Below are 6,433 nucleotides of genomic sequence, written 5' to 3' on the forward strand. Positions count from 1 at the left end.
GGCTGTAAATATACAACAACTTTATTAGATATTTTACCGATTTATTTCATTCGCAGTTGCATCCAATTATCATCGTCTGTAAGCCAATTCACTGCGTTAATAATAAATTCTCGGTTGCCGTATTGTTTAGACGTTAATACATCATAGCCCATAGATACAACTTGTGTTTCTTCTCTGTATCCTTTAACTCCGTTTCGTATAATGTCGCTTGAAGAAACTACGATCATTCTCGTCTCCTTGCTTTGAGTGAGGGTAGAGCTGCCGCCGACTACTTCCTGAGGAATAACTCTGTTGGCAAAAGCCGATTCGAAGACTCCTTGTAGTGAAATTGCAGTCGGGATATTTTTTCTGTTGAAATCTGAAATATATCCGCCAATAATTGCATTGTCGTATGATACAGGATCGGGTACTTTCGATATCCTGCTTTTGTTGGAACTGTATAGCAAGATTGTTTTTTCAGATTGATAGCGTGTCTTGACTGTATCTATAGAACTGATGAAAGAGGTTTTGACCCATCCTATATTTCGACTGATTGGACTATTATCTGATGAATTTAATAATGGTGTATAGAAATCAAACACCGAATAGTTGCTATCTTCTGTACGTAACTTTGCACATTGTTTGTCTTGTACAAAGTCTGGATTGATTCGTACGCCATATGTAAATAGCATATCATCTAGATTAGTCTCATTTTTGATGGATGCAGAATATCCATTATGTGTTAATTCGTTAATAGAGAAATATGCTCCGTCGATTAGCCACAAAACTCGTCCTCCATGCATTATGTATTGATCGATTATATATTTTTCCGAAGTCGAGAATTGCTGTTTAGGCCCTGCTATAATAATTGCATCGAAGTTGTCTAGATCGGCTATGTTATTACCTATTTGTCCTCGACTAATATTATAATATCTTGATAACGCCTCTTCGGCTTCGTAAGAGTAAACTCTAGATAGTTCGTTGTGTCCTTCGATAAAAGCAATATGCCGTTCTTTTTTATCAAGCAACGATTGGATAGCTGTTGTAAATTTGTACTCAAGATCAGAAATAGAGGCTTCAAGAGATTGTAGTACAGATAAACCTTCTATCTGTTTTGTTAGTTCTATTGTGGTGGTATCTGTTTTGTGGATAATCTGAGCACGTATGATTGCGCCTGTTGCTATCTTATCCAATATTGGGCTATCGTCATTCTTATGAGTTATACTAATGCGGTTGTTCGAATGTAATTGAAATTCTTGGAGTAATTTTTCTACGGATTCTCGCATTTCAGGATAAGCCGACCTTAGTTCTATTATATTGATGTGAATTTTTTTTTCGTTTTTTTGTAAATATTCTTTTGTTTTGTCAGATATGGATACGTCGGTTATTTTGTGTGAATCCTTAGCTTTCTTCCAATCTTTGCAACTGTTAAGGAGTAGGGATGAGAATGCAAATATGCAGATTGTCAGGGTGAAAAAAGAATATCTTGCTACAAATGAAGATAGCGTAGATGCTTTTTTATAAAGAACTTTCGTGTATATTTGCTTATTCATATATCTTTGCCAACTTCTTAGAATGAATGATTCGGGAATTAAAGATAGTTTTTTTTTCTAACTTCGCATTTTTAAGATATTACATAAACAAACATTAGAATTAATTGTTAAAATAATTATATTCATAACATAATTTCAAACTATAAAATTATTAGATAATATGTCAGTTGTAAAGGAATTAAAGGAATTTATGTTGCGTGGCAACGTAGTTGATATGGCTGTCGGTGTGATTGTCGGTGGTGCATTTGGTAAAATCGTAACATCTTTTGTCAATGATGTTATTATGCCTCCAATAGGAGTTTTACTAAACGGTGTAGATTTTAAGGATCTGAAACTTGTTATAAAAGAGGCTATTCCTGCATCAGAAGGGGTGGACGCGGTTGAGGCTGTTACTCTTAATTATGGTGCTTTTATTCAAACTACATTAGATTTTGTTATTGTTGCTGTTGTTATATTCTTTGCAATCAAAGGTCTTAATTCCTTGAAGCGTAAGAAAGAAGAACCAGCTCCAGCTCCGGCTCCCGATCCAGCACCTAGTAAAGAAGAAGCTCTTTTGACTGAAATCAGAGATCTACTTAAGAATAAAAACTAATTTATATAACTATGAAAAAGCTAGTATCATTGTCTATTGCCGCTATGCTTCTGGTTTTATCCGGATGTGGTAGTGTGCCGGTTACGGGGCGTAAGCAGATGCTGTTGGTATCTGATAGCGAAGTGTTGACACTTAGCTTGCAGCAGTATGGTGAGTTTATGAAAACTGCGCCAATCTCTACGGATAAAACAAATACAGCTTTAGTGAAAAAAGTTGGACGTGACATAGCGAATGCGGTTGAAGCATATCTTAATGCCAATGGAATGGGAGATATGGTGTCGTCTTTTGCGTGGGAGTTCAATTTAGTTAAAAGTAATGATGTTAATGCTTTTTGCATGCCTGGCGGCAAAATAGTTGTATACGAAGGCATTTTGCCGGTAACAAAAGATGCAACGGGCTTAGCAGTCGTGATGGGGCATGAGGTAGCTCATGCTATAGCCAAGCATTCAAACGAGCGTATGAGTCAGCAGATGGTAGCTCAATATGGTAGTCAAGCCCTCAATATGGCAATGAGTTCATCTTCGGCGAAAACTCAACAAATAGCAAATACTGTATTTGGTTTAGGTGCTCAGTATGGTGTTTTACTACCTTATTCACGCAAGCAAGAGCTAGAAGCTGATGAACTTGGAATGATATTTATGGCGATGGCCGGCTACGATCCTCGCGAAGCTAGTGCTTTTTGGCAACGTATGTCTGCTGCTGGAGGTGCTAGTGTCCCTGAATTTCAGAGTACTCACCCCTCAGATAATACCCGCGTAAAGAAGATCGAAGAGGCTTTGCCACGAGCACTTCAATATTATACTGGAAAACCTCAGAGTGGGGGTTCGACTAATAAGACGGGATCAAAGAGCTCGAGTGAATGGACTTTCTAAGGTTTTTAATTCGTACTTTAAATATAAAGAGGAACTGAATTCAGTTCCTCTTTTTTGTGATAATGTAATGCGAGATAGCTATTTTATTCGTTTCGGCTGATTATATTTGTATTATGATCTATTATGATATACACACTCATCATTTACCTGAATCGTATGACGAAAAGGTAGTCAGTATCTTTAACGCTTTTCCGCAAGAATATGCTAAATATAAAGATATTGACAATGTAAATTTATATTTTTCGGTAGGTATACATCCATGGTACTTAGAAGATCTTGATGCTCAGTTTGATGCGCTATACAAATCGTTGGAAGATAAGCGTGTTGTTGCCATTGGAGAGGCCGGACTCGATAAGATTTGTGGTACTAAGATAGATCTTCAGTTAGAGGTCTTTCGAAAGCAGATCGAAATGTCTATCGAAACAGATAAGCCTTTGATCGTTCATTGTGTGAAAGCTTGGGATGAACTCATCGCTTTGTATAAAGAGTATAAGCCGTCTACAGAATGGATTGTGCATGGTTTTAGAGGTAAATGGCAGCTTGCGCGACAGCTATCAACTTTGGGACTGAAATTATCTTTTGGAAGTAAGTTTCAGCCTTTAGCATTGCAAAATATTGCACTTGATTCAATATTTATCGAAAGTGATGAGTCGGAACAGTCTATTGTGTCTATTTGTCAAAAAGTATCTGTTTTTTATGGCATTTCGATAGATGAATTCCTTTCTGTTGTCGGTGGTAACGTTGTTAAAACTTTCAGAATGTAAAATAAAGTGAATTTAAAAGGAGGTACAAACGAAAAAAAAGTTTTACTTTTGTTATTTGCATCTCATTTTTTAGTATAAGCTTTATGATCGACATTAATTCAAAGGTTCTTTTGATATATACTGGAGGAACTATCGGTATGGTAGAAAATCCCGATACTAGAACGTTAGAGTCATTTAATTTTGAACACCTTAAAAGTCATTTGCCCGAAATGCAACGTTTGCAATTTCAGGTAGATCATATGGTCTTTGATCCTGTTATCGATTCATCTGATATTAGTCCCGATCATTGGCGGAAGATGGTTAAGCTTATTGACGATAACTATGACGCATATGATGGTTTTGTGATATTGCATGGAACGGATACAATGGCGTATACGGCTTCGGCTTTAAGTTTTATGCTCGAAAATTTGACCAAGCCAGTTATCTTGACTGGTGCGCAATTACCTATCGGTAAATTAAGAACTGATGCAAAAGAAAATCTTATAACAGCTTTAGAGATTGCAGCTGATAAAGATGTGTTGGGCTATCCAATTGTGCCCGAAGTGTGTATTTTCTTTCAAAATTATTTGCTAAGAGGAAATCGTTCGTCTAAAATCAATGCGGATAATTTTAATGCATTCCGCTCATTCAATTATCCATATTTGGCAAAATCGGGTATTCGCATCAATTATGATAAGAATAGTATACTGAAAGTCAATTTTGAGAAGAAGACAAGATTTCACTATCGATTGAATAGCCATATTGCTGTTTTGAAGATGTTTCCAGGTATAGAGCAAACTACTGTGGAGGCTATTCTTAATATAGAAGGCGTTAGAGCTGTAGTTATTGAAACTTATGGAACGGGTAATGCACCGCTAAGCCCATGGTTTCTGGAGGCAATACGCAATGCTATAAAAAAAGGAGTTATGATCGTAAATGTGACTCAATGTGTAATTGGATCGGTAGATATGAATCGTTACGAGACAGGAGTTGAATTGTTGAAAGCTGGCGTTATAAGCGGTGAAGATTCTACAATAGAAGCTGTTGTTACTAAATTGATGGTTCTTTTAGGTCACGATTATAATAGAGATGAGGTTGCTGTTAGGATGCGCGTACCTTTGGTGGGCGAAATAACCAGACCCGAAGATAAAATCAACGAGAGAATAAGTGTGACTCCTCTGCTGCATTAATTGCTTCTTGCTATAAGCGTAGTTAATGTATTTTACAAAATTTATCGCCGCTTTTCAAGCTTTCCGAACTTGAATTCTTTATTTCTATTCGTATCTTTGTGCAACTAAGAATAAAGACGATAGTGAAAGAATTCGGGAAGTTAGATTCCTTATTATTATTTACACAATAGGTCTGGAATATACGAAATTGCATAATTGGCGAAATATGAATAAAATTACAGCGTTCTTCTTCTCGTGTTTTTTATTGTTTTGCACGTCTGTATCTGTCAATGCTCAGATTAATACGGTGATAGAAGCCGAAAAAGATTCTCTAGTCCAAATTCAGGATTCGATAGGGCTATTGCGAGAAAAAATAGCAGAGCTGGAAAGATCGAAAAGTGAGCTTCAAGTCAGGATTGATGAACTGTCTCAAGATACAACCACGAACAAATATCGTATGAGAAGAAGAGCTGGTAGGATTATTGGTTCTATGTTTGGAGAATCGGCGCAGCTTAGTAATGCAGATAGTCTTATCCGTCGCTTTGATAATACGCCATCCTTCGGAATGTATAAAGACAATTACTTTATAGTAGGTACCGAACTTTTTGGTAAGAAAAACAAGTGGAATTCTGATGCCAAATTCCAAGTAAGTATTCGACAGAGGCTGACTAATAGTATTCTCCCGTTCAAAACACATATTTATTTTACTTATACGCAAAAGGCATTTTGGGATGTTTTCCAAGAATCATTGCCTTTTCGTGATCTGAATTTCAATCCTGCAATCGGTATTGGTCGTCCGCTTATATTTAGAAACCGTTTTCTTGGATTGCTGACATTTGATTTCGAGCACGAGTCGAATGGTAAGGATGGTGATGCTTCTCGTAGTTGGAATAAAATTACTTTCGGTAGTCTTTTTGTTTTTAGAGACCGCTGGATTTGGCAATCGAAAATTTGGATACCTCTAATCGATGGTGGGGAGAATAAAGATATAACAAGCTATTCGGGTTTTGCTATGACAGCATTGACTTATTCTAGTTTAAAAAGAAAATATAATGTGAGTTGTGTCCTTACAAAAAGAGCCGGAAATATATTGAATCATAATGTACAATTAAATTTTTCTGTTCGCCTGTTTAGTAATGAAGACTTGTATTTGTTTGCAGAATATTATGATGGGTACGGTGAATCGATGCTTAGTTATAAAGATTATAGGCAGAGAATTCGCTTTGGTATCTTAATGAAAAGCGGAATGTTCTCGTTTTTTTAATACTGATAATGAGGATAGTATATTTATTATTAAAAAAATGTTAGAAGAAACTTCTCAAAAGATTTGGATTGTATATATAAGTCTATTACTTTTGTACCCGCTTTAGAACGATAAGCGTTTCGGTTTGAAGCTATAAAACAAAGAGATCATTGACATAGTTATAAGAAAATATAGATACATACAAAGCGTGTAGTACATATAAGTATTACATATCAATTCCTACCCGGCTTTGATCTTTTGGATTGAAGCAAGGTAATAACG

The 6,433-nt window shown here is 36.2% G+C and carries 6 protein-coding genes; 5 read left to right on the forward strand and 1 reads right to left on the reverse strand.

Annotated elements, in window-relative coordinates:
- Window positions 1-41 precede the first annotated feature (41 nt).
- Window positions 42-1,532, reverse strand: a complete 1,491-nt coding sequence (locus tag C1A06_RS02075; protein ID WP_101688556.1) for a Gldg family protein — start codon at window positions 1,530-1,532, stop codon at window positions 42-44.
- Between the two features lie 160 nt (window positions 1,533-1,692).
- On the opposite strand from C1A06_RS02075, the gene mscL reads away from it, so the two are divergent.
- The 5 genes from mscL to C1A06_RS02100 all read left to right on the forward strand — a co-directional run bounded on the left by mscL (window position 1,693) and on the right by C1A06_RS02100 (window position 6,172).
- Entirely contained in the window at window positions 1,693-2,124 is a 432-nt protein-coding gene (gene mscL / locus C1A06_RS02080) for a large-conductance mechanosensitive channel protein MscL (protein WP_101688557.1), read from the forward strand.
- An 11-nt stretch (window positions 2,125-2,135) separates the two neighbouring features.
- Window positions 2,136-2,996, forward strand: a complete 861-nt coding sequence (locus C1A06_RS02085) for a M48 family metallopeptidase (RefSeq protein WP_101688558.1) — start codon at window positions 2,136-2,138, stop codon at window positions 2,994-2,996.
- A gap of 113 nt (window positions 2,997-3,109) precedes the next feature.
- A complete protein-coding gene (locus C1A06_RS02090) occupies window positions 3,110-3,760 on the forward strand; it encodes a TatD family hydrolase (RefSeq protein ID WP_101688559.1) in 651 nt (216 codons plus the stop codon).
- A gap of 83 nt (window positions 3,761-3,843) precedes the next feature.
- On the forward strand, window positions 3,844-4,929 hold the full coding sequence (locus C1A06_RS02095) for an asparaginase (RefSeq protein WP_101688560.1): 1,086 nt from the start codon (window positions 3,844-3,846) through the stop codon (window positions 4,927-4,929).
- Between the two features lie 205 nt (window positions 4,930-5,134).
- The gene (locus C1A06_RS02100; RefSeq protein ID WP_101688561.1) at window positions 5,135-6,172 is read left to right on the forward strand and encodes a phospholipase A; all 1,038 of its coding nucleotides are present in this window, start codon (window positions 5,135-5,137) and stop codon (window positions 6,170-6,172) included.
- Window positions 6,173-6,433: the final 261 nt, after the last annotated feature.

Source organism: Dysgonomonas massiliensis, assembly GCF_900240225.1.
GTDB lineage: Bacteria > Bacteroidota > Bacteroidia > Bacteroidales > Dysgonomonadaceae > Dysgonomonas > Dysgonomonas massiliensis.

Coding starts and splice junctions, on each gene's coding strand:
- C1A06_RS02075 (WP_101688556.1), bottom strand. CDS start 1,532: ATGAATAAGCAAATATACACGAAAGTTCTTTATAAAAAAGCATCTACG.
- mscL (WP_101688557.1), top strand. CDS start 1,693: ATGTCAGTTGTAAAGGAATTAAAGGAATTTATGTTGCGTGGCAACGTA.
- C1A06_RS02085 (WP_101688558.1), top strand. CDS start 2,136: ATGAAAAAGCTAGTATCATTGTCTATTGCCGCTATGCTTCTGGTTTTA.
- C1A06_RS02090 (WP_101688559.1), top strand. CDS start 3,110: ATGATCTATTATGATATACACACTCATCATTTACCTGAATCGTATGAC.
- C1A06_RS02095 (WP_101688560.1), top strand. CDS start 3,844: ATGATCGACATTAATTCAAAGGTTCTTTTGATATATACTGGAGGAACT.
- C1A06_RS02100 (WP_101688561.1), top strand. CDS start 5,135: ATGAATAAAATTACAGCGTTCTTCTTCTCGTGTTTTTTATTGTTTTGC.